Below are 21,380 nucleotides of genomic sequence, written 5' to 3'. Positions count from 1 at the left end.
TTCCTTTCCTGTCCCGGGCTGCATCAACCGAGCGGCGTTTTTTTTATGTCCAAAATCCACGCGTCACGAGCAAAACAAGGGGAAACTGCAAGTGAAGAAGATCCTTTCCGGTGGTATTACGCGCCGAAACCTTTTGAAGACATCCGCCACGGCAGCCCTGATCGGCGCCGTCAGGACCGCTCTCCCCTCCGGCGCCTTTGCAGCAACCGCCGGACCTGAAGTGTCGGGGGTCAAGCTTGGCTACATCGCGCTGACGGATGCCGCACCGCTGGTTATTGCCAAGGAAAAAGGCCTGTTCGAAAAGCATGGCCTTTCCAACGTCGATGTGGCCAAGCAGGCCTCCTGGGGTGCAACCCGCGACAATCTCGTGCTCGGCGGGGCGGCAAACGGCATCGACGGCGCCCACATCCTCTCACCGCTCCCCTACCTCATGCACACGGGCAAGGTAACGCAGAACAACCAAGCCGTGCCGATGGCGATCCTCGCCCGTCTCAATTACGACAGCCAGGGCATTTCGGTTGCAAAGGAATATGCGGAAACCGGTGTGCAGCTTGACGCATCCAAGCTGAAAGCCGCCTTCGATGCGAAAAGAGCCGCGGGCAAGGAGATCAAGGCGGCCATGACCTTCCCTGGCGGCACGCATGATCTTTGGATCCGCTATTGGCTGGCGGCCGGCGGCATCCATCCCGACAAGGACGTCTCGACCATCGTCGTACCGCCGCCGCAGATGGTGGCGAACATGAAGGTCGGCAACATGGACGTCTTCTGCGTCGGCGAGCCTTGGAACGAGCAGCTCGTCAATCAGGGGATCGGCTTTACCGCCTGTACGACCGGCGAAATCTGGAAGGGCCACCCGGAAAAAGCGCTCGGCATGCGCGCAGACTGGATCGAAAAGAATCCGAATGCGGCCAAGGCCCTGCTGATGGCGGTCATGGAAGCCCAGCAATGGTGCGACAGCATGGACAACAAGGAGGAGATGGCGGCCATTCTCGGCAAGCGGCAATGGTTCAACGTGCCGCCCAAGGACGTGCTCGGCCGCCTCAAGGGCGACATCAACTACGGCAACGGCCGGATCGCCAAGGGCACCGATCTTTACATGAAGTTCTGGAAGGGAGGCGTTTCCTATCCTTATCCGAGCCATGACGCCTGGTTCATCGCCGAAAACATTCGCTGGGGCAAGTTCGCTCCCGATACCGATATCAAGACGCTGGTCGGCCAGGTGAACCGCCAGGACATCTGGCGCGATGCCGCCAAGGATCTCGGCGTTGCCGCGTCGGACATTCCCGCATCGACTTCGCGCGGCAAGGAAACCTTCTTCGACGGCAAGGTTTTCGATCCCGAAAATCCCACTGCCTACCTCGAAAGCCTCTCGATCAAGGTGGCGTCATGAGGCTCGGCACTCTCTTCCAAAAAGGATTCGTTCAATGTCCGTAACCGCCCGCAAACAGCAAGCTGCCGTTGCGCAAGCGCCTGCTCCCGCAAAGAGCGATGTCGTGACATTGGCGGCCCGCCCGGCTCGGCGCATCAATCCAGGTCGTATCGCTGTCTCGGTCTTGCGTAACGCCCTGCCGCCCCTGGTAGTCCTGGTGCTTCTGCTCGCTATCTGGCAGCTGCTCTGTGAGCAGGCGGGCGCCAGCTTGCCGCCGCCTTCGCAGGTCTGGCAGGACAGTTACGACCTCATCGTCTACCCCTTTTTCTATAACGGGCCGCAGGATATCGGGCTTGCGTGGCGCGTGCTCGTCTCGCTGCAGCGCGTCGCCTATGGCTTCGGCCTTGCCGCCGTTGCCGGCGTGCTGATCGGTGCGGTGATCGGACAATCGGTCTGGGCGATGCGCGGTCTCGACCCGATCTTTCAGGTGCTGCGTACCGTCCCGCCGCTTGCTTGGCTGCCGCTGTCGCTCGCGGCCTTCCAGAATTCCAACCCGTCGGCGATTTTCGTGATCTTCATCACCTCGATCTGGCCTGTCATCATCAACACGGCAGTCGGCGTTCGCAACATTCCACAGGACTATCGCAACGTCGCCAAGGTGCTGCGGCTAAACCAGATCGAATTCTTCTTCCGCATCATGGTGCCGGCGGCCGCTCCCTACATCTTCACGGGCCTTCGCATCGGCGCCGGGCTTTCCTGGCTTGCAATCGTTGCCGCCGAGATGCTGACCGGCGGTGTCGGCATCGGCTTCTTCATCTGGGACGCGTGGAACTCCTCGCGTCTGCCCGACATCATCGTCGCACTCGCCTACATCGGCATCACCGGCTTCGTCCTCGACCGCCTGGTCGCAGGCCTCGGTGCCGTCGTGACCCGCGGCATGACGAGCAATTGAGGAGAACCCAATGAGCGCCTATCTGAAGCTCGATCATATCGACAAATATTTCGACCGCGGCGGCCAGCGCGCCGAAGTTCTGAAGGGCATCGAACTCGTCATCGACAAGGGTGAGTTCGTGTCGATCATCGGCCACTCCGGCTGCGGCAAGTCGACCCTTTTGAACCTCATTGCCGGCCTGACGCCGGTTTCCGCCGGTGCGGTGCTGCTTGAGAACCGGGAAGTCAACGCGCCAGGTCCGGATCGCGCCGTAGTCTTTCAGAACCATAGCCTGCTGCCCTGGCTCAGCGTTTACGAGAACGTCAATCTCGCTGTCTCGAAGGTATTCCGCGGCACGAAGAGCAAGGCGGAGCGTCATGACTGGGTCATGCGCAACCTCGATCTCGTGCAGATGGCCCATGCCAAGGACAAGCGTCCCTCGGAAATATCAGGCGGCATGAAGCAGCGTGTCGGCATTGCCCGCGCACTCGCCATGGAGCCAAAGATCCTGCTGCTTGACGAGCCCTTCGGCGCGCTGGATGCGCTCACCCGCGCCCATCTTCAGGATGCCGTCATGGAAATCCACGCCCGCCTCGGTAGCACGATGGTGATGATCACCCATGATGTCGACGAGGCAGTGCTGCTCTCCGACCGCATCGTCATGATGACCAATGGCCCGGCCGCTCATATCGGCGATGTCCTTGAAGTGCCGATCCCGCGGCCGCGCAACCGCATCGAGCTTGCGTCCGATAGAACCTACCTCAAATGCCGCGAGGCCGTGCTGAAGTTCCTCTACGAACGCCACCGCTTCGTCGAAGCCGCGGAGTGATACCATGACCCAGAAACTCGTCATCATCGGCAATGGCATGGCGCCAGGGCGCATGCTGGAACATCTGCTGGAAAAGGCGCCCTGCCTCTATCAGGTCACGATCTTCAACGCCGAACCGCGCGTCAATTACGATCGCATCATGCTGTCGCCGGTGCTGTCAGGCGAGAAGGACTACGAGCAGATCATCATCCATGGCGACGGCTGGTACATCAAGCACGGCATCACGCTCTACAAGGGACACAAGATCGTCGCCATCGACCGGGCGGCAAAGACGGTCACCTCCGATCACGGCGTGACGGAGAGCTACGACAAGCTTGTCATCGCAACCGGCTCCGTCCCCTTCATCATTCCGGTTCCGGGCAAGGAATTGCGCGGGGTCATCACCTATCGCGATCTGGACGACGTGCAGGCCATGCTGCTTGCGGCTCAGTCACGCGAAAAGGCCGTTGTCATCGGCGGCGGCCTGCTCGGTCTGGAAGCGGCCGCTGGGCTTAGCCTGCGTGGTATGGATGTGACCGTTCTTCATGTGCAGCCGACTCTGATGGAACGCCAGCTCGATCCGGCCGCCGGCTATCTCCTGCAAAAGGCGGTCGAGGAGCGCGGCATCAAGGTCATCACCAAGGCCAATACCAAGGCGATCATCGGTGATGGCAAGGTCGAGGGGATCGAACTCGATGATGGACGGGTGATCCCGGCCACGCTCGTCGTCATGGCCGTCGGGATCCGTCCCAATGTCGGCCTTGCCAAGGAAGCGGGCATCGCCGTCAACCGCGGCATCGTCGTCGATGACGGCATGCAGACCTCGGATGGCTCGATCATGGCGCTCGGCGAATGCGCCGAAGTCGGCGGCATGGTCTATGGCCTCGTCGCCCCCCTCTACGAGATGGCGCGTGTCGCCGCCTCGCATCTGGCCGGCGATACGAGCGCCGCCTTCGTACACTCGGACACGCCGACGAAGCTCAAGGTCACGGGCATCGATTTGTTTTCGCTCGGTGACTTCGCCGATGGCGACGATCGCGAAGAGATCGTCCTGCGCGACGCGGCGGCCGGCATCTACAAGCGCCTCGTGCTGAAGGACAACAAGATCATCGGCACGGTGCTTTACGGAGAGACCGCCGACGGCGCCTGGTTCAACGACCTGAAGAAGAAGGCGGTGGATATCTCTGAGATGCGCGATACCCTGATCTTCGGTCAGGCCTATCAGGGAGGGTCACCGCTGGACCCTATGGCGGCCGTTGCAGCCTTGCCGGATGATGCGGAAATCTGCGGCTGCAACGGCGTCTGCAAGGGCAAGATCACCTCGACCATCACGGCCAAGGGCCTGACATCGCTCGACGACGTGCGCGCCCACACGAAGGCTTCAGCCTCCTGCGGATCCTGCACGGGCCTTGTCGAACAATTGATGTCGATCACGCTCGGCGACAGCTACAACCCTGCCGCCGTCCAACCGATGTGCACCTGCACCGAGCTCGGCCATGACGATGTCAGAAGGCTGATAAAAGCCAAGGGACTGAAGACCATTCCTGCCGTTATGCAGGAGCTTGAGTGGAAGACCTCCTGCGGCTGCGCCAAGTGCCGCCCGGCTCTGAACTATTACCTCGTCTGCGATTGGCCGGACGAATATGCCGATGACTACCAGTCGCGCTTCATCAATGAACGCGTGCATGCCAACATCCAGAAGGACGGCACCTATTCCGTGGTGCCACGCATGTGGGGCGGCGTCACCAGCTCGAACGAGCTGCGCGCGATTGCCGACGTCGTCGACAAGTTCGAAATCCCGATGGTAAAGGTGACCGGCGGTCAGCGCATCGATCTTCTCGGCGTACAGAAGGAGGATCTGCCCGCCGTCTGGGCCGATCTCGGCAAGGCTGGCTTCATCTCGGGGCAAGCCTATGCCAAGGGCCTGCGTACGGTGAAGACCTGCGTCGGCTCCGACTGGTGCCGCTTCGGCACGCAGGATTCCACCGGTCTCGGCATCCGCATCGAGAAATTCATGTGGGGCTCATGGACGCCGGCGAAGGTGAAGATGGCGGTTTCCGGCTGTCCGCGCAATTGTGCCGAGGCGACTTGCAAGGATGTCGGCGTCATCTGCGTCGATTCCGGCTTCGAAATCCATTTCGCCGGTGCCGCCGGCCTCGATATCAAGGGCACGGAAGTTCTGGGCCTCGTCAAGACCGAGGACGAGGCGCTGGAGCATATCGTGGCGCTGACGCAGATGTATCGTGAGCAGGCCCGCTATCTCGAGCGCATCTACAAATGGGCCAAGCGCATCGGCCTCGATGAGATCCGCCGCCAGATCATGGGTGATGCCGAAAAGCGCAAGGCTTATTACGAGCGCTTTGTTTTCAGCCAGAAATTCGCCCAGGTCGATCCCTGGTCGGAGCGTGTCTCCGGCAAGGACAAGCACGAGTTCAAGCCGATGGCGACGGTCGGCTTCCCGCAGGCCGCCGAGTGAGGAGATGGATATGACGACCTGGCCAAAGGAAATCTGGCATGCAATCGGCGATATCTCGGACATTCCGCTGCGCGGCGCACGCTGCGTGAAAACCCCTGAGGGCAAGATCGCCGTGTTCCGCACCGCCGAAAACGAGGTCTTCGCCATTGAGGATCATTGCCCGCACAAGGGTGGGCCACTCAGTCAGGGCATCGTTCATGGAGCATCGGTGACCTGCCCGCTGCACAACTGGGTGATCTCGCTCGAAACCGGCAAGGCGCTTGGCGCCGACCAGGGCGAGGTCAGGACCATTCCCGTCCGCAACGAGGATGGCGCGCTCTTCATTGCGCTTGAAAGCCTGATGATGGCGGCGGAGTGAGGATGACGGTGCGCGGGAGAATACCCCCCTCTGTCCCTTCGGGACATCTCCCCCACAAGGGGGGAGATCATATGGTGCTCCTGCAAGCGGAGTCATCATTTTCGCAGCGCGGAGGCAATCTCACGCTCCCACTGATCTCCCCCCTTGTGGGGGAGATGTCAGCAAAGCTGACAGAGGGGGGTGTTTCGCCACGTCCTTTGAGTTTCATGGACCCCACCCATGTCCATTGAAACCAAAACCACCTGCCCCTATTGCGGCGTCGGATGCGGCGTCATCGCCAGGGTCGATGACGACGGCAAGGTCTCCGTCAAAGGCGATCCCGACCACCCCTCCAACTTCGGACGGCTATGCTCGAAGGGCTCGGCGCTCGGTGAAACTATCGATCTCGACGGCCGTCTGCTCCATCCGGAAATTGCCGGCCAGAGGGCAAGCTGGGACGATGCGCTTGATCTGGTCGCGAGACGCCTCAGTGAGACGATTGCCGAGCATGGCCCTGATTCCGTTGCCTTCTACGTCTCCGGCCAGCTGCTGACGGAGGATTATTACGTCGCCAACAAGCTGATGAAAGGCTTCATCGGCTCGGGCAATATCGACACGAATTCGCGGCTCTGCATGTCATCCTCGGTCGCCGGTCATCGCCGCGCCTTCGGTTCGGATACGGTGCCTGGCACCTACGAGGATATCGAGCTTGCCGACCTCGTCATCCTCACCGGCTCCAATCTCGCCTGGTGCCATCCGGTCATCTACCAGCGGCTGGCGGCGGCAAAAGCGGCACGGCCGACGATGAAGATCGTCGTCATCGATCCGCGCCGGACCATGACCTGCGATATCGCCGATCTGCATCTGGCGATCCGGCCGGATGGTGACGTTGCCCTTTTCCTGGGTCTGTTCGAGCATCTGATCACAAGCAACACCATCGATCAGAATTATATTGCCGAGCATACCGGCGGCTTTGCCGAAGCCTTCGCAGCCGCCGGCGCCCTGTCGTTCAACCGCGTGCTTGAGCTGACCGGCCTGCCTGCCATGCAGCTTCGCGAATTCTACCGACTGTTTGCGCAGACCGAGAAGGTCGTTACCTGCTACAGCCAGGGTGTCAACCAATCCTCATCCGGCACCGATAAGGTCAACGCCATCATCAATTGCCATCTCGCGACCGGCCGCATCGGCCGGCCCGGCATGGGACCCTTCTCACTGACCGGCCAGCCGAATGCCATGGGCGGCCGCGAGGTCGGCGGCCTCGCCAACATGCTTGCCGCTCACATGGCGATCGAGAGCGCTATGGATCGCGACCGCGTGCAGCGCTTCTGGCAGTCACCGCGGATTGCCGGAAAGCCGGGATTGAAGGCGGTCGACATGTTTCGCGCCGTCGCCGACGGCCGCATCAAGGCATTGTGGATCATGGCGACCAACCCCGTCGTCTCCATGCCGGACGCCGATGCCGTCGAGGCGGCCATCAGAGCCTGTCCCTTCGTCGTTGTCTCCGACATCCTGCGCGAGACGGATACGACGCGGCACGCGCATGTGCTGCTGCCCTCGCTGGGTTGGGGGGAAAAGGACGGCACCGTCACCAATTCCGAACGGCGGATTTCGAGGCAGCGCCAGTTTCTCGCAGCCCCCGGCGAAGCCAGGCCCGACTGGTGGCAAATGGCCGAAGTCGGCCGGCGCATGGGATTTTCGCAAGCCTTTTCGTTTCGCACACATGCGGAGATCTTCGCCGAGCACGCGGGCCTTTCCGGCTTCGAAAACGAGGGCAGCCGGGACTTCGACATCGGCGCTTATCAAGCGATCGCCACAGAAGAATACGACGCGCTCACGCCGTTCCAATGGCCACAGCCAGCCGGGGCGGCACCACGGATCACACGCTTCTTCGCAGATGGCGGATTTTATCATTCCGATCGCAAGGCGCGCTTCGTCGCCATAGAACCGCCGGCTACCGATCGAACCGACCGTCGCTTCCCCCTGACGCTCAATACCGGACGCGTTCGCGATCACTGGCATACGATGACGCGCACCGGCAAAAGCGCCCGCCTATCGGGCCACATCGCCGAGCCCTTCGTCGAGATCCATCCGCGTGATGCAATCGAGATCGGTGTCGCCGAAGCGGGCCTGGTCGAGATCGAGAGCCCGCATGGCAAGGTGATCGTCCGCGCCTTGGTGACAGAGCGGCAGGCGCGCGGCAGCCTCTTCGTACCGATCCACTGGAACGATAGCTTCGCCGCCAAAGCCCGCATCGACGCCGTGGTCGCTCCCCTTACAGATCCGATTTCCGGTCAGCCCGCGTCGAAGAATGTCGCAGTCTGCGCACGCCGCTTCCAAGCCTCGCATTATTGCTTCACGGTCTCCACAGCAAAGCCGCGCGACCTCGAGAGTGCCTATTGGGCGCTTGCCAAGACCGATGGTGGATGGCGGACAGAACTTGCATTCGATCTGGTACCGGACGACTGGGTCAGCTGGTGCCGCGCGACATTCGATATACCAGTTGACCTCGAGCCGCTCGGCTATGCCGATCGGGCTTCCGGAGACCTGCGCCTTGCCTTCTTCGATGGCGAACGGCTGCTTGCGGCTCTCTTTGTCGCCCGCCAGCCCGTCGCGGTCGCCCGAAATTGGGCGATCGCCCAGCTTTCGGCATCGCACGGCAATCTCAACAAGCGGTTTGCGCTGATCGCAGGCAGGCCGGGAGCCGATACGATTGATGCCGGCGCGACGGTCTGTTCCTGCTTCAGCGTCGGCGTCAATCAAATCGTCGCGGCCATTCGCGGCGGCTGTCACAGTGTCGAAGCCGTCGGCAAGAAGCTTAATGCTGGAACCAATTGCGGCTCCTGCCGTGCCGAGATCCGTATGATCATCGATAGCTGTCTTGCCGCGGCGGCAGAATGAACGGTCTGGCATCATAACCGATCATTCGCGTTAAACTGCAGTTTCACCTTAACGTTCTCGGTGCTAGAACTATTGAAAATAGCTGCATGATTTCGCTTTCCTTTTACACTCGGGGGAGGATGGGAGCGGATGGAGATCGAGGGCCGGAAGGTTCAACTCAGCTACGGCGCCGAGCCGGGCATACGCTTCGCCGTCCTTCTCGACGGCAATGGCAGCTGTCGCGAGATCGGTGCCGCCGGCCTCCAGAGTTGGAAGCCGACAGACGGAATTCTCTGGGTTCATCTCGAGCGTGACCATGATGCGGCGGCCGCTTGGATAACACGAAATGGCGGTTTCGATCCGCTCGTCGCCGACGCGTTGCTCGAGGATGAATCACGTCCCCGTGTCGAGCCGGTTGACGACGGCCTGCTGATCATTCTTCGCGGCGTCTGCGCTGCACCGCCCGACGAAGCGGATGTGACGGTCGAGGATCTGGATCTCGTTCCCCTGCATGCCTGGGTGGACGAGAACCGCGTCGTGACGCTTCGCGACAGCGGCCATTACATCACCGCTCTTCGGGACATTCGCCAGGCGCTCGAAAAGGGCAAGGGACCGAAGCGTACCGGCGAACTGCTTGCCCTCGTCAGCGACAAGCTCGTGAGGGACCTGGAGCCCGTTCTTGATCAAATGGATGAGGAAGTTGACGAGCTGGATGAGCTGATCTTCCATGGCGAGGCCGCCGAAGTCCGCGAGCGCCTGAAGCTGCTTCGCAGACGCGCCGTGCAGCTAAGACGCTATCTTTCGCCGCAACGCGATGCCCTCAATCGCATCGAACATGACGACGCTCCCTGGCTTGCCGAACGCGACAAGCTTCGCATGCGTGAGGTCATCGACAAGCTGATGCGCTGCATCGAGTATCTGGATGCAATCCGCGACCGGACAGGCATCCTGCACGATGACCTTTCGACCGTCATCAGCGAGCGCATCGCCCGCAACTCCAACAGGCTTGCAGCGCTTGCCGCGTTGCTGCTGCCGCCGAGCGTCGTTGCCGGCCTGTTCGGCATGAATGTCGGCGGTATTCCAGGCGTCAACGATACCTGGGCCTTCATCATCATCGTCGTATTGGTCGCCGTCACCTCCATCATCACTCTCTATATTCTGAAGCGCATCAACTGGCTCTGACTGCCTGGGAACTGAGCATAGCCTGCGACGTTCCTAGTTAGTCTGACGAAGGGATTGATATCATGCGTTATCAGGCGTGCCTTCTTGCCCTCCTTGCCGCTGTTTGCCTGGCGACACCTGTCACCGCCGATGAAATCGGATTTTTGAAGCCGCTGAACGGCAGCTGGACGGGAACCGGCAAGGTGCTTCGGAAGATCGGCGACACGCCGATCAATGTCTCCTGCAGATTCACCATCAGCGCACCGGGTTCCTCGATTTCGATGAGGGGAAACTGCCGCGGCCTTCTCATCATCAGTCGCGCGATCTCGGCCCAGCTCACAGCGCGCGGAAACAGATACTCAGGTACCTACACCGGTCCTTCCGGTGCGACATCGCAGCTGTCGGGCAGCAGGCAGGGCGATGTCATCAATCTGGCGGTGCGCTGGGCACGTCTCGTCAACGGCGATCGCGATGCCAGTATGACCATTCGCAGGCAGGGCGACGACCAGCTGACGCTCCGGACCATCGACAAGGATCTGAGCTCCGGCAAATCGGTCGTAACCAGCGAGATCAATCTGCACCGTCAATGATGCTCAAAACGAAAGCCCGCTGCTTCTTTGTCAATGATAGGGCAAAGGCAAGACCACATTTTCTGATTGACGAGTTTGGCCGAAAATCACCCATAAATTACAAGGGAATTAGAGTCGCTGGTTGGCGTTTTCATTGGGAAGCCGCTGCGCCTATCGGCGGCCGCGGCCCGAACGCTGTCTTGCTTGACTTTCAGAACTCCATATGAGAACATAAAGTGAACAAATGGAGATTTCCATGACCAAGGCAGAACAAGTCATCGAACGTGCAATGACCTTTGTCGCTGTCTCGAAGGCCCTTCGGGAGCGCGAACAGGAACGGCGCGCCACATGGACGCGCCGCGTTGAAATCAGCCGGCCGCTACCGCCCTTGCCCCGCGCCGTTCAGCTCTCGTTGAAACTCGACAGCTGAAATGGTGAGGGTGGTAACCAGCACCCGGCAGGCTGTGAAGCGCCCGCCTTTTTGGCGGGCGCATGACCATTTTAATGCTTAGGCCTTGAAGAAGGCGAGCAGGTCGGCGTTAATCACGTCCGCATGCGTGGTGGCCATACCGTGCGGGAAGCCCTTATAGACCTTGAGCGTGCCATTCTTTAGCAGCTTCGAGGAGAGAAGCGCCGAATCCGCGATCGGCACAATCTGGTCGTCGTCGCCATGCATGACGAGGGTCGGGACTTCGATCTTCTTCAAGTCTTCGGTGAAGTCTGTTTCCGAAAAGGCCTTGATGCAATCGTAATGGGCCTTGGTGCCGCCCATCATGCCCTGGCGCCACCAATTATCGATAACACCCTGCGAAACAGCTGCGCCCGGACGATTGAAACCGTAGAACGGCCCTGCCGGAATATCGCGGAAGAACTGAGCGCGGTTGGCTGCAAGCGCTGCACGGAAGCCATCAAAAACTTCCAGCGGCAGGCCGCCGGGGTTCTTGTCGGACTTGACCATGATCGGCGGTACGGCGCCGATCAGCACGGCCTTCGAGACGCGGCCATGGCCGCCATACTGGGCGACATAGCGCGCAACTTCGCCGCCGCCTGTCGAATGGCCGACATGGATGGCGCCCTTGAGATCGAGATGCTCGGCAAGAGCCGCCACATCGGCGGCGTAGGTATCCATTTCATTTCCGGTCGCCGTCTGGCTGGAGCGGCCGTGGCCGCGGCGGTCGTGGGCGATGACGCGGTAGCCCTGATGAAGGAAGAATAGCATCTGGGCGTCCCAATCGTCGGAGCTCAAAGGCCATCCGTGATGGAAGACAATCGGCTGGCCCGTTCCCCAATCCTTGTAGAAGATCTGGGTGCCGTCTTTGGTGGTGATCGTGCTGCTGCTCATTGTGTCCTTACCTTTCGAAGTTGATTGCTTTGTAGAGGCTTGTGCAGGTTGAGCGAAGGGGCTGGCAGCTGCAGCAGCGGCAAGGCCCAGCCCGGCTGTCATAACGCCCCGACGAGTAGCTTGAGGGATCGACTGGCTCATTTCAATCTCCACTTAAATTTATCGTGCGATTTATTATCGCGACATTGACATGCATAATGGCTTTCGCCTGCCCTGTCTATATAAAAATTTAATCCACGATTATTTATTGCGATAAATAATTAGGCGCCATAAGCCGTTCGACCGAGCGCGCTTGATGAGGCACCGCAGAAGAGCAGACATTTTCGCAATCAGATTGAGCTCGACCAGGTGTGCGAGCTATTGCACTGGCTTATCGACGAAATGCGCAATCGCGAACTGCGCAACGCGCTCGTTCGACTTCCTCGCATCATCGAGCCAGAACGGGAAAATCTGCCATTGATGGATCATCCCCGGCCAGACTTCCAGGCTCACATTGCCACCCGCCTGGCGCACTTTGTCTGCGAACCGCGAGGCGTCATCAAGTAGCACTTCGCGAGCGCCGACCTGGATCAGCAGCGGAGGGAACCCGGAGACATTGCCATAGAGCGGCGATATATCGGGATCGGCGAGAGGGCGATCACGCGCGAACGCATCGTGGATAAGGATCAACTCGGCCTTGTTCATCAAGGGATCGCTTACGGCATTGGCGGCCAGGGAAGCGCCCGTTGCAGCGAAATCGGTAATCGGGCTCATTGCGACCACGGCAGCGGGAAGCGGACCGCTCAGCCTAAGCTGGTTCAAAACGACCTCGATGGCCAGAGTCGCGCCAACCGACTCGCCTACGATAACAACGTTGCTGGCCTTGTATCCAGATGTCAGAAGCCAGCGATAGGCCGCAATGGCATCGTCTCTTTGCGCGGGGAAGCGATTTTCGGGCGCGAGGCGATAATCGATCAACAGCACATCAGCCGAGGCGGCCTTGGCGAGCGAACCCGCTATGTTGGCGTGCGTCCGAAGGGAGCCGCTATAGAAGCCGCCGCCATGCAAATAAAGGATGGCACGCCGCCCGATCGGATGATGCAATCGTGCCGGCCAGATCAGATCGCCATCCACCCCGTTCGCGTCGACACGCCGTATCTGGACACGCGCCGGGCCTGGCGTCGATGCCATGAGCTTTTCGAAATCGGAGCGGCGTTGCAACAGGTCGGCTCCGGACACCGCGCCGCTGTCACGCAAGGTGCCGATCAGCTTCTCGATCTGCTCGCTCGAAGCCTTTGTCTGCGGAGCGATCTCGGATGTCTCGGCGGCTGCAGCGTGCGATATCGACCCCAGGCCTGCACATATCAGAACGGTCACTGCCATGACGAAACGGAAAATGCAGCGCAACGATCGGAACTCGTTCATCAAATAAGCCTTTTCCCCGTAAGGCCGTGGACGCTATTGTGATGCCACGGTCGCAGAAAAGCTATTTGTGTCAAGTATGATGGGCGACGTGAGACTGGAATTTCCATTCATCCGCTGCCCATCATTGCCTCGACACGATCAACCGTTGATCGCTTCCCTATCGATGCTCCGTTTCATTGAGGTGACAGTACCGGTGGACAAGCCGATGTTCATTCAGGCTCATGTCTGGCCGCCGTGAGGCGAGCGACGATCTCCTGCCGCGCCATTCTCGAGCCGGCAAGGCGTTGCCTGGTTCTCGCCAACACCTCAGCGCTAGCCTTCTCGGGCAATCCGGAATGAAATGGCGGCTCTGGCGCGTATTCCAGCGACAATTGGATCGCCTCGGCTTCCTCTCGACCGCGCAAAGCGGCAGCAATCGTCAATCCGAAATCGATGCCAGCAGTCACGCCGCCCGCGGTGAAGATATTGCCATCCCGCACCACGCGCCCCGGCGTGACAACAGCTCCGAAACTCTCGAGGAAATCAAACGCATTCCAATGGGTCGTGGCCTTCTTGCCCTTGAGCAGGCCGGCCGCTCCAAGGACGAGAGAACCGGTGCACACCGATGTTACGAAGTGCGCTTGGGTCGCCTGTTCCCGGACGAAGCTCAGGACGGCCGTATCCTCGAGTAATGCATTGACGCCGACACCGCCGGGCACGCAGATCACATCGAGCGGCGGGCATTCGGCAAACGCTGTCGTCGGCTGCAACACCAGCTTCGTTGCCGACACGATAGGTGACGTGTCCTTCCACACCAGATGCACCTCCGCATCATCCATCGAGGCGAATACCTCATAAGGTGCGGTCAGATCGAGTTGCTGGACGCCGGGAAAGGCAAGCAGGCCGAAGCGAATGGTCATGACATGTCTCCAAGGATTGACTTTTCCAAACCTATGCGACAACGATCTGGCATATTTGCCAAACCACCGTCATTTCTTGCCAATCATGCGCCGCATCGAAATTCTTGCGTTCGACAATGCCCAGCTGCTCGACGTTACCGGTCCGCTGCAGGTTTTCACCAGCGCCAACGAGGCGGCGCATGAGCTCGATCGGCCGAAACCATACGAGGCCATCGTGGTCGCGGAAGACCCGCAGACGCAAACGAGCTCGGGTCTCGTGCTCATGACCGCCCCACTCGGCAATATCGATACACCGCTCGACACCTTGATCATCGCCGGCGGCTGGGGCGTCAATAAAGCCTGCGAGAACCTCGACCTGATCGAATGGGTGCGCCGGCGAGCTGCGAATGCCCGACGGATAGCCTCGGTCTGCAGCGGCGCCTTTCTGCTTGCGGAAGCCGGTCTTCTGAACGGGCGGCGGGCAGCGACCCATTGGAATCGTTGCGAGGAATTCGCCAAGCGCTTTCCGCAAGTGAAGCTTGAGCCCGATCCGATCTTCGTTCAGGACGGGCAGATCTGGAGTTCCGCCGGCGTGACTGCCGGCATCGATCTCTCGCTTGCGCTGGTCGAAGCTGATCTCGGGAGAAAACTGGCGCTCTCCGTCGCGCGCGAACTCGTCGTCTTCCTCAAGCGCCCCGGCGGCCAGGCGCAGTTCAGTGCGGCACTGAAACTTCAGGAGGGCGGCGAACGCTTCGACCGTCTGCATGGCTGGATCATGGACAATCTGCGCGCCGATCTTTCCCTGCCGACGCTTGCCGAGCAGGCCAATATGAGCGCACGCAGCTTCTCGCGCCATTATTTGAAGGCGACCGGGCGGACGCCTGCACGCGCCGTGGAGGAAATCCGCATCGAGGCAGCCCGCCGCCTTCTGGAGGAAGGCCTGAGCGTGCATCAGGCACGCATGCGCTGCGGCTTCAGTTCGGAAGAAACCATGCGACGCAATTTCATGCGGAAATTCGGCACGACGCCGCAGGCATTTCGCGATCATTTTGCTTGAGGCCTGTCTGCGGCGGCAGGCATTTAACCGCATACCAAACGAAGTGGCCTTTCTGCATAAATGTGGTCGCTGCGCTCTTTCCCAGACGTTCGGAGTCGTCATAGGCTGACGCGACCGGATTCCACGTGAGGCTTAAGCAAAATGGCAATACACCGTTTCGCCCCTACCCTTTATCACAATGTCATCGGCTCGCTGCCGCCGGCCTTGCATGTTGCCGATGGCGATACGGTTGTTACCGAAACGCTCGATGCCGCCGGCTACGACAAGCATGATGTCCGCCAGATATCCGGCCCCAATCCGATGAACGGGCCGATCTTCGTCGAGGGTGCTGAGCCGGGAGATTCTCTCAAGGTCGAGATTCTCGCAATGGCGCCGACGCGCGATACGGGTTTCACCGGCAGCGTGGTCGCCGCCAACGTCGTCGATCCGCAGGATGTCCGGGCGCTACCGGCACGCGAGAGGGTTATCTGGCAGATCGACCGCCAGAATCTCACGGCGCGATTGGCCGAACCGGTGGCGGGTCTCGAAACCCTTACCCTGCCGCTGGCTCCGATGATCGGCTGCTTCGGGGTCGCACCGTCGCTCGGTCAAGCCATATCGACCGCCACCAGCGGCGAATTCGGCGGCAACATGGATTATCGACTGCTGGGGCCTGGCACGACCATCTGGTTTCCGGTTTCGACGCCTGGCGCGCTCTTTTTCCTCGGCGATTGCCATGCAGTGCAAGGAGACGGCGAGATCGTCGGCACCGGGATAGAGACCACTTTCGAGGTGACGGTGCGCCTCAGCGTCGAAAAGAAAAAGACGATCATCTGGCCGCGCGGCGAGACGGCGGAGGATATTTTCACCATCGGCAATGCCCGGCCGCTCGATCAAGCCCTGCAGCATGCCACCAGCGAGATGCTGCGCTGGCTCGGCTCCGATTACGGTCTCGACAAGACCGCAGCCAGCCACCTGCTCGGTCAGGTCGTGCGCTATGATGTCGGCAACGTCTTCGACCCTGCCTACACCATGGCCTGCCGTGTTTCGAAAAGCTGGCTGAAACGCCGATAAAACATCAGCCTGATATCAGCTGGCATCCTGGGAAAGGTCGCGCCGCTGGCGTGACACATTGCTCTCCTGCCGCTCCCGCGCCATGCGGCTGACGGCGGCACGCAGCTGCGGATGGCGCGACATGAACAGATTGAAATCTCGGCGATCCAGCACGAAGAGCTGACAGAAATCGACGGCAACGACATCGGCCGTGCGGCGTGCCCCCGTCAGCAGCGCCATTTCACCGAAGAAGGCGCCCGCGCCGAGCCGGATCTCGTCATTCTCCAGCTGCACTTCGACAGCACCGGAGGCGATGAAGAACATGCTGTCGCCGCGATCACCGGTTCTGATCACCCGGTCGCCGGGCGAAGCCGATCTCGGGCGGAAGAGCAGCAGAAGTTCCTCATGCTCGTTATCATCAAGTTCGGCAAACATCGGAAAGGTTTCGATGAGCTGCTCGATCTCGAGATGATGCTGGCGATCCCGCTCCTCGCGCTGCTTGTTGATAACGGCCAGCTGGCGGCGAAGAGCCTCCTGCTTGGCCACGCCATATTTGTTCGCCAGGAACGGCCAGCGCGCAAAGGCCCAGTTTTCCAGCTTTTCCGTGGCGTAGAAAGCCAGTGGATTAAGGGTGATCGACAGGATCGCACCGGCGAGAATGAGATCCTGCCCTTCCCGCGTCAGCAATCCAAGCGAGACGCCGAGCCCCGCGAGAATGAAGGAGAATTCACCGATCTGCGCAAGGCCGGCTGCAACCGCAAAGCCGATGCTGGCGGGATAGCGCAGCAGTAGCACGACACAGAAGGCGATCAATGCCTTGCCGAGCATGATCAGGGCAAGCACGCCGATAATCATCAGCGGTTCGCGGATCAGGACGGTCGGATCGAAAAGCATCCCGACGGACACGAAGAAGAGAACCGAAAAGGCATTCTGCAACGGCAGGGAGTCGGCCGCCGCCCTGTGGCTGAGATGCGATTCACTCATCACGAGGCCGGCAAAGAAGGCGCCCAGCGCAAAGGACACACCGAAGATTTCGGCCGCGCCGAAGGCGATACCGAGCGCGATCGCCAGAACCGACAGCGTGAACAGTTCACGCGAACCCGTGCGCGCAACCGAAGTCAGGAGCCATGGCACCACACGCGGGCCGATGAAGATCGCGACAGCTGCAAAAGCGGCCACCTTGAGAAGCGTCATGCCGATCGTCAGCCAGATCGAACCGGAAGCGGCATGGCCGCCGGCGTCCGCATGACCGCCCAGAACACCGGCAAAGGCCGGCAAGAGCACGAGCGCAAGCACCATGGCCAGATCTTCGACAATCAGCCAGCCGACGGCGACACGACCATTCGTCGAACTCACGAGATTGCGCTCTTCCAGCGCTTTCAGGAGCACGACCGTACTGGCAACGGCAAGGCTAAGGCCGAAGACAACCCCGGCGCCGACGCTCCAGCCCCATAGTGAGGTCAACCCCACCCCGAGCAACGTCGCGATTGCAATCTGACCGATGGCGCCGGGAATGGCGACGCCGCGCACGGCCAACAAGTCGGCGGCCGAGAAATGCAGACCGACGCCGAACATCAGCAGGATGACGCCGATCTCGGCCAACTGCGATGCCAGCGAAACATCGGCGACAAAACCCGGCGTGGACGAGCCTATGATGACGCCGGCCACCAGATAGCCGACCAGCGGCGGCAAATGCAGCCTGTCGGCCAGATAGCCGAAAATGGCCGCGAATACGAAGCCGGCGGCAATCAATGCGATCAATGCAACGTCGTGCGGCACGGCGATCCTTCCCGTTTCACGGCGTCAAAGCCTGTTTCCCTCTGTGAAAGGCTACCTAGCATCGCTTTTGCCAGGCCGTCTACGGGAGATATGAAACCTAAGGGAAAACATCGCCTTGCCGGTGCGTGAAGCCAGAAGAAGACTTGAGACAAGGCGATGGGACAGCGAGCGACTATTTGTCGAGGACGATCTGCAATTTGACGTCGGTCGGACGGGCTTCGACGGCGCGATCGAAAGCCTTGATCGAGTCCTCGAAGTCGAATGTCTCGGAGATCAAGGGCTTGAGATCGACGCGGCCGGAAGCAATCAGCGCGATGGAGCGCTCGTACTGATGCGCATAGCGGAAGACCGTTTCGATGCGGATCTCCCTGGTCGACGCCGTGGAAACATCGAAGCCGACCGGATTGACCGGCAAGCCGACGGCCACGATGACGCCGCCGGGACGCGGCAGCGCCATGACCGTCTCCCAGGCCTTCGGCGAGCCCGAGCATTCGAAGACGACATCCGCACCCCAGCCATCGGTCAGGCGATCGACTTCCTCGACGAGGTTCTTCTCGCGGATATTGACCGGAATGACGCCTTGATACTGCGCGGCGATATCGAGTTTCGGCTGGGCGAGATCGGCAACGATCGCCCGGGCGCAGCCACCGGCAAGCGCTGCAACCGCAACCATGATGCCGATCGGGCCGGCACCAAGCACGACAGCGGTGTCACCGGGCGTGACGCGTGCCTTGGTCGCCGCCTGCATACCGACGGCGAAAGGCTCGACCATCGCCCCTTCCGCAAAGCTGACATTATCAGGCAGCTTGAAGGTGTAGTTGGCCGGATGCACGACGAATGGCGTCAGCACGCCATGAATCGGTGGCGTCGCCCAGAAGGTGACCGCAGGATCGACATTGTACATGCCGAGACGGCTCGCTTTGGAATTGGCATCGGGAATGCCGGGCTCCATGCAGACCCGGTCACCGACCTTCAGATGCGTCACACCTGCGCCGACTTCCACTACCGTTCCCGCCGCTTCGTGCCCGAGCACCATTGGTTCGTTGACGATAAAGGGGCCGATTTTTCCGTGCGTGTAATAGTGCACATCCGACCCGCAGACACCGACCGTATGGATCTTGATCTTCACCTGGCCCGGCCCGACCTCCTGCGGCAGATCGATATCGCGGATCGCCAGTTCATGCTGACGCTCCAAAACCAGGGCACGCATCTTGCTCATTGCCTTTTCCTCTTTTTCCAAAGCAGCCGGCGTCCCGCTGACACAGGGACGAAATCCTTTTCCGTTATATCGTGTGAGCCGGCATCATAAAACGATCTTTAGGCTCTTGCAGATGAAGTTCGACGGCTCTCTTCAGCCATCGAAGTATGTTTCGCCCTCAAAATATTAGATAACGCTTATTATTTAGCTCGCTATTGCCGATATTGACTGGCGTTCCATTTCTTGTCTTTCTAATCACTAATGAGAAGGAGGGGCTCATTATGACAGTATATGATTGGACCGGTCAGCGCGCCCGCCGGAGGCGGATGATGCGCGCGGCAAGCGTCGCAATAGTTCTGATCATCCTGATGGCGATTCCAGCGATATTGCTGCATTATAATCTCATCCAACTCTCATACTAACCGCTTCGGAAAAAGACATCACTACGCCGCTTTCGACACACCCTTCCTTGGCTTGCGCGAGACGTTTTCGCCTGCCTTGCGGTCAAGCGGCAAACAATCCAGCACAGCCAGAAGCGCGATGATGCCGAGCAGCACGAAGGCGAGGCGGAACTCGATGGCGACGATGCTCCCCACTCCGAGCGGTGCGCTGATCGCCTGACCGATGCGAATGCCGATCGCGCCAACGGCGATGCCCATGCCCATCGTCAGCTGAAAGACGGTGCTGAACAGCGTGTTGGCACCCGTCATCTGCCCTGGCGGGATATCGGCAAAAGCGATCGTGTTGAGTGCGGTAAAATGCATCGACCGGCACATGCCGCCAATGAACAGTACCGGCACGATGAACCAGAGTGGCGTATCGGGCGAAAACAGCGCACAGGCAGCGATGAAGACGGCATTCAGAAGACCATTGACGATCAGCACCGGCTTGAAGCCGAAGCGGCGCAGAATGGGCGTTGTTGCCGGCTTCATCGCCAGATTACCGGCAAAAACAGCGAGCGTCAGCATGCCGGCATGAAAGGCGGTGAGCCCGAAGCCGACCTGGAACATCAGCGGCAGCAAGAAGGGCACCGCGCCGATGGCGGTGCGGAACAGCGATCCGCCTGAGATGGTGATGGCGAACGTCGGCAGCTTCAGCCCCGAGAGATCGATGAGCGGATGCTCCGTGCGGAGAAAATGAAAAACGGCGATGGCCAGCAGGACAAAGCCGACGATCACATAGGTCCAGGCTTCCAGCCAGACGGGATTGGGGCGTCCGATCAGTTCCAGCCCATACATGAGGCCGGCAAGTCCGATGCCGCTGACGACGAAGCCGATCCAGTCGAAAGGCGGGCGCGCCGTGCTTTTCGTCTCCGGAATGAGCATGAGCGCGAAGATGAAGGCCAGAATGCCGAGCGGCAGGTTAAGGAAGAAGATCCACCGCCAGCTAGCATGGTCGGTGATGAAACCGCCGAGCGGCGGCCCGAGGATCGGCGCCACCAGCGCCGGCCAGGTGATCGTCGCAATGGCCGAGATCAGCTTGTCCTTCGGCGTATTGTTCAAGACGACAAGCCGGCCCACCGGCACCATCATCGCCCCGCCGATGCCTTGCAGAATGCGCATGGCAACGAAGGAGCCGACCCCATTGGCAAAGCCGCAGAGAACGGAGGCGAGCGTGAAAATGACGACGGCAGTTGTGAAGACCAGACGCGCACCGAAGCGATCGCTGATCCAGCCGCTGATGGGGATGAAGACGCCTAGGGTCAGAAGATAGGCACTCATGCCTATATTGAGGTCGACCGGGCGAGCACCGAAGGAAACGGCCATCTGCGGCAATGCGGTCGCGATGACCGTACCGTCGAGATTTTCCATGAAGAAGGCACCGGCCACGAGCAATGCAATCAACAGCGAGCGCGAGCCCGCTTCCTGCGCATCCTCCCTTTGCCCAGGCGTGGACATGTCATTCATGGATCAGCAACTCCGAATCCGCCTCGCATCCCGCCTGCATTTAACCGGTTCGGTAACGTTTACGATAGTCGAAATCGTCCCATCAATCGATTAAGCGATCACGTTTCGCTTAGCGGATGGTGCGCAATTTGATCACCGCTGCCGATCCCAATAGAGGCCCGGGGCGAAACGCATTAGCATGTTCAAATTGGTGAACAGATCGATCAACCCGGTGCCAGTAGGCATGCATACGCAAGACATGCTAGGGTTTTCACT

General features: G+C 60.3%; 17 protein-coding genes. 11 read left to right on the top strand and 6 right to left on the bottom strand.

Going from position 1 to position 21,380, the window contains the following annotated elements:
* The first annotated feature begins 91 nt into the window (after positions 1–91).
* From FBZ99_RS16395 to FBZ99_RS33125, 9 genes are all read left to right on the top strand, one after another.
* Entirely contained in the window at positions 92–1,390 is a 1,299-nt protein-coding gene (locus FBZ99_RS16395) for a CmpA/NrtA family ABC transporter substrate-binding protein (RefSeq protein WP_145634042.1), read from the top strand.
* 34 nt (positions 1,391–1,424) lie between these two features.
* Entirely contained in the window at positions 1,425–2,321 is an 897-nt protein-coding gene (ntrB, locus tag FBZ99_RS16390) for a nitrate ABC transporter permease (protein WP_113333168.1), read from the top strand.
* A gap of 10 nt (positions 2,322–2,331) precedes the next feature.
* Positions 2,332–3,129, top strand: a complete 798-nt coding sequence (locus FBZ99_RS16385; protein WP_145634040.1) for an ABC transporter ATP-binding protein — start codon at positions 2,332–2,334, stop codon at positions 3,127–3,129.
* Between the two features lie 4 nt (positions 3,130–3,133).
* Positions 3,134–5,584, top strand: a complete 2,451-nt coding sequence (nirB, locus tag FBZ99_RS16380) for a nitrite reductase large subunit NirB (RefSeq protein ID WP_113354356.1) — start codon at positions 3,134–3,136, stop codon at positions 5,582–5,584.
* 10 nt (positions 5,585–5,594) lie between these two features.
* Positions 5,595–5,942: a nitrite reductase small subunit NirD gene (nirD, locus tag FBZ99_RS16375; RefSeq protein WP_113390390.1), complete on the top strand. Its 348-nt coding sequence runs from the start codon at positions 5,595–5,597 to the stop codon at positions 5,940–5,942.
* A 219-nt stretch (positions 5,943–6,161) separates the two neighbouring features.
* On the top strand, positions 6,162–8,819 hold the full coding sequence (locus FBZ99_RS16365) for a nitrate reductase (protein ID WP_113391719.1): 2,658 nt from the start codon (positions 6,162–6,164) through the stop codon (positions 8,817–8,819).
* Positions 8,820–8,948: 129 nt separating this feature from the next.
* Complete coding sequence (locus tag FBZ99_RS16360) at positions 8,949–9,980, top strand: CorA family divalent cation transporter (RefSeq protein WP_113389406.1); 1,032 nt, start codon at positions 8,949–8,951, stop codon at positions 9,978–9,980.
* 62 nt (positions 9,981–10,042) lie between these two features.
* The gene (locus FBZ99_RS16355) at positions 10,043–10,549 is read left to right on the top strand and encodes a hypothetical protein (protein WP_145634037.1); all 507 of its coding nucleotides are present in this window, start codon (positions 10,043–10,045) and stop codon (positions 10,547–10,549) included.
* Between the two features lie 235 nt (positions 10,550–10,784).
* Entirely contained in the window at positions 10,785–10,958 is a 174-nt protein-coding gene (locus tag FBZ99_RS33125) for a hypothetical protein (RefSeq protein WP_015342656.1), read from the top strand.
* Between the two features lie 78 nt (positions 10,959–11,036).
* On the opposite strand, the gene FBZ99_RS16350 is transcribed toward FBZ99_RS33125, so the two are convergent.
* From FBZ99_RS16350 to FBZ99_RS16340, 3 genes are all read right to left on the bottom strand, one after another.
* Positions 11,037–11,870 carry an alpha/beta fold hydrolase gene (locus FBZ99_RS16350; protein WP_113333156.1) on the bottom strand — a complete coding sequence of 278 codons (834 nt, stop codon included), beginning with the start codon at positions 11,868–11,870 and terminating at the stop codon, positions 11,037–11,039.
* Between the two features lie 357 nt (positions 11,871–12,227).
* Positions 12,228–13,232, bottom strand: coding sequence for an alpha/beta hydrolase (locus FBZ99_RS16345; protein ID WP_145634173.1), 1,005 nt, complete (start codon positions 13,230–13,232; stop codon positions 12,228–12,230).
* A gap of 251 nt (positions 13,233–13,483) precedes the next feature.
* Positions 13,484–14,173: a DJ-1/PfpI family protein gene (locus FBZ99_RS16340; RefSeq protein WP_145634035.1), complete on the bottom strand. Its 690-nt coding sequence runs from the start codon at positions 14,171–14,173 to the stop codon at positions 13,484–13,486.
* Positions 14,174–14,258: 85 nt separating this feature from the next.
* On the opposite strand from FBZ99_RS16340, the gene FBZ99_RS16335 reads away from it, so the two are divergent.
* Both FBZ99_RS16335 and FBZ99_RS16330 read left to right on the top strand, forming a co-directional pair.
* Positions 14,259–15,209, top strand: coding sequence for a GlxA family transcriptional regulator (locus FBZ99_RS16335; protein ID WP_145634033.1), 951 nt, complete (start codon positions 14,259–14,261; stop codon positions 15,207–15,209).
* Positions 15,210–15,350: 141 nt separating this feature from the next.
* On the top strand, positions 15,351–16,262 hold the full coding sequence (locus FBZ99_RS16330) for an acetamidase/formamidase family protein (protein ID WP_113355836.1): 912 nt from the start codon (positions 15,351–15,353) through the stop codon (positions 16,260–16,262).
* A 15-nt stretch (positions 16,263–16,277) separates the two neighbouring features.
* On the opposite strand, the gene FBZ99_RS16325 is transcribed toward FBZ99_RS16330, so the two are convergent.
* The 3 genes from FBZ99_RS16325 to FBZ99_RS16315 form a co-directional block, all read right to left on the bottom strand.
* Positions 16,278–18,020 (bottom strand): cation:proton antiporter domain-containing protein, encoded by a 1,743-nt coding sequence (locus FBZ99_RS16325; protein ID WP_145634031.1) that lies wholly within the window; start codon positions 18,018–18,020, stop codon positions 16,278–16,280.
* A gap of 172 nt (positions 18,021–18,192) precedes the next feature.
* Positions 18,193–19,239: an NAD(P)-dependent alcohol dehydrogenase gene (locus FBZ99_RS16320; RefSeq protein WP_145634028.1), complete on the bottom strand. Its 1,047-nt coding sequence runs from the start codon at positions 19,237–19,239 to the stop codon at positions 18,193–18,195.
* A 422-nt stretch (positions 19,240–19,661) separates the two neighbouring features.
* A complete protein-coding gene (locus FBZ99_RS16315) occupies positions 19,662–21,125 on the bottom strand; it encodes a DHA2 family efflux MFS transporter permease subunit (RefSeq protein ID WP_210248379.1) in 1,464 nt (487 codons plus the stop codon).
* Positions 21,126–21,380: the final 255 nt, after the last annotated feature.

Source organism: Rhizobium sp. ERR 1071, assembly GCF_007828675.1.
Lineage (GTDB): Bacteria > Pseudomonadota > Alphaproteobacteria > Rhizobiales > Rhizobiaceae > Rhizobium > Rhizobium dioscoreae.
Note: the sequence above shows the minus strand (reverse complement) of the source record. Positions and strands in the feature narration are given on the sequence as shown.

Coding starts and splice junctions, on each gene's coding strand:
- FBZ99_RS16355 (WP_145634037.1), top strand. CDS start 10,043: ATGCGTTATCAGGCGTGCCTTCTTGCCCTCCTTGCCGCTGTTTGCCTG.
- FBZ99_RS16340 (WP_145634035.1), bottom strand. CDS start 14,173: ATGACCATTCGCTTCGGCCTGCTTGCCTTTCCCGGCGTCCAGCAACTC.
- FBZ99_RS16360 (WP_113389406.1), top strand. CDS start 8,949: ATGGAGATCGAGGGCCGGAAGGTTCAACTCAGCTACGGCGCCGAGCCG.
- ntrB (WP_113333168.1), top strand. CDS start 1,425: ATGTCCGTAACCGCCCGCAAACAGCAAGCTGCCGTTGCGCAAGCGCCT.
- FBZ99_RS16330 (WP_113355836.1), top strand. CDS start 15,351: ATGGCAATACACCGTTTCGCCCCTACCCTTTATCACAATGTCATCGGC.
- FBZ99_RS16365 (WP_113391719.1), top strand. CDS start 6,162: ATGTCCATTGAAACCAAAACCACCTGCCCCTATTGCGGCGTCGGATGC.
- FBZ99_RS16345 (WP_145634173.1), bottom strand. CDS start 13,232: ATGGCAGTGACCGTTCTGATATGTGCAGGCCTGGGGTCGATATCGCAC.
- FBZ99_RS16335 (WP_145634033.1), top strand. CDS start 14,259: ATGCGCCGCATCGAAATTCTTGCGTTCGACAATGCCCAGCTGCTCGAC.
- nirD (WP_113390390.1), top strand. CDS start 5,595: ATGACGACCTGGCCAAAGGAAATCTGGCATGCAATCGGCGATATCTCG.
- FBZ99_RS33125 (WP_015342656.1), top strand. CDS start 10,785: ATGACCAAGGCAGAACAAGTCATCGAACGTGCAATGACCTTTGTCGCT.
- FBZ99_RS16350 (WP_113333156.1), bottom strand. CDS start 11,870: ATGAGCAGCAGCACGATCACCACCAAAGACGGCACCCAGATCTTCTAC.
- FBZ99_RS16315 (WP_210248379.1), bottom strand. CDS start 21,125: ATGAATGACATGTCCACGCCTGGGCAAAGGGAGGATGCGCAGGAAGCG.
- FBZ99_RS16385 (WP_145634040.1), top strand. CDS start 2,332: ATGAGCGCCTATCTGAAGCTCGATCATATCGACAAATATTTCGACCGC.
- nirB (WP_113354356.1), top strand. CDS start 3,134: ATGACCCAGAAACTCGTCATCATCGGCAATGGCATGGCGCCAGGGCGC.
- FBZ99_RS16320 (WP_145634028.1), bottom strand. CDS start 19,239: ATGAGCAAGATGCGTGCCCTGGTTTTGGAGCGTCAGCATGAACTGGCG.